The 503-nt window shown below is 57.5% G+C and carries 1 protein-coding gene; it reads left to right on the forward strand.

Going from position 1 to position 503, the window contains the following annotated elements; translation table 11 throughout:
* Positions 1 to 503: 7TM diverse intracellular signaling domain-containing protein (locus A3754_RS07685; RefSeq protein WP_304439822.1), on the forward strand; the 503-nt coding region annotated here is incomplete at both ends.

Consider the following 503-nt stretch of genomic DNA (forward strand, 5'->3'; position numbering starts at 1 on the left):
CTGAAGCATTACCTGATTCTGATCGGGGTGGCGTTTGCGCTGCAGTGGGTGATTCCGCCACCTTATTCCTATCACCTGTCCACCGTGGTGGTGATGATGACGGTGGTGCTGTTCAGCTGGCTGGGTTGGGTTGTGTGGCGCCAGGGGTTCCGGGTGGCGCGCTTGTATGTGCTCGCCTGGTCGGTGTTCCTGCTTACCGTGTTCCTGTATGCCATCGGCAATCTGGGCTTGATTCCTTATAGCGTGATTGTTCCTTACTTGCCGCATTTCGGCGCGCTGTGGGTGGTGGTGATGTTGTCACTGGCGCTGGGCGACCGGATCCGGTTTCTGGAAAGCGAGCGCAAGCAATTGTCTGTGGAGGCACAGCAGAATCTGGAGCGGCACCTGGCGGATATCGAACAGATGAACCAGGACAAGTCCATGTTCCTGCAGTACATCAGCCATGAGCTGAATACGCCGATCAACTGGATTGGCGCTGCCGATTCGCTGGGACAGTCCGGGCA

Source organism: Alcanivorax sp. HI0083 (assembly GCF_001635175.1).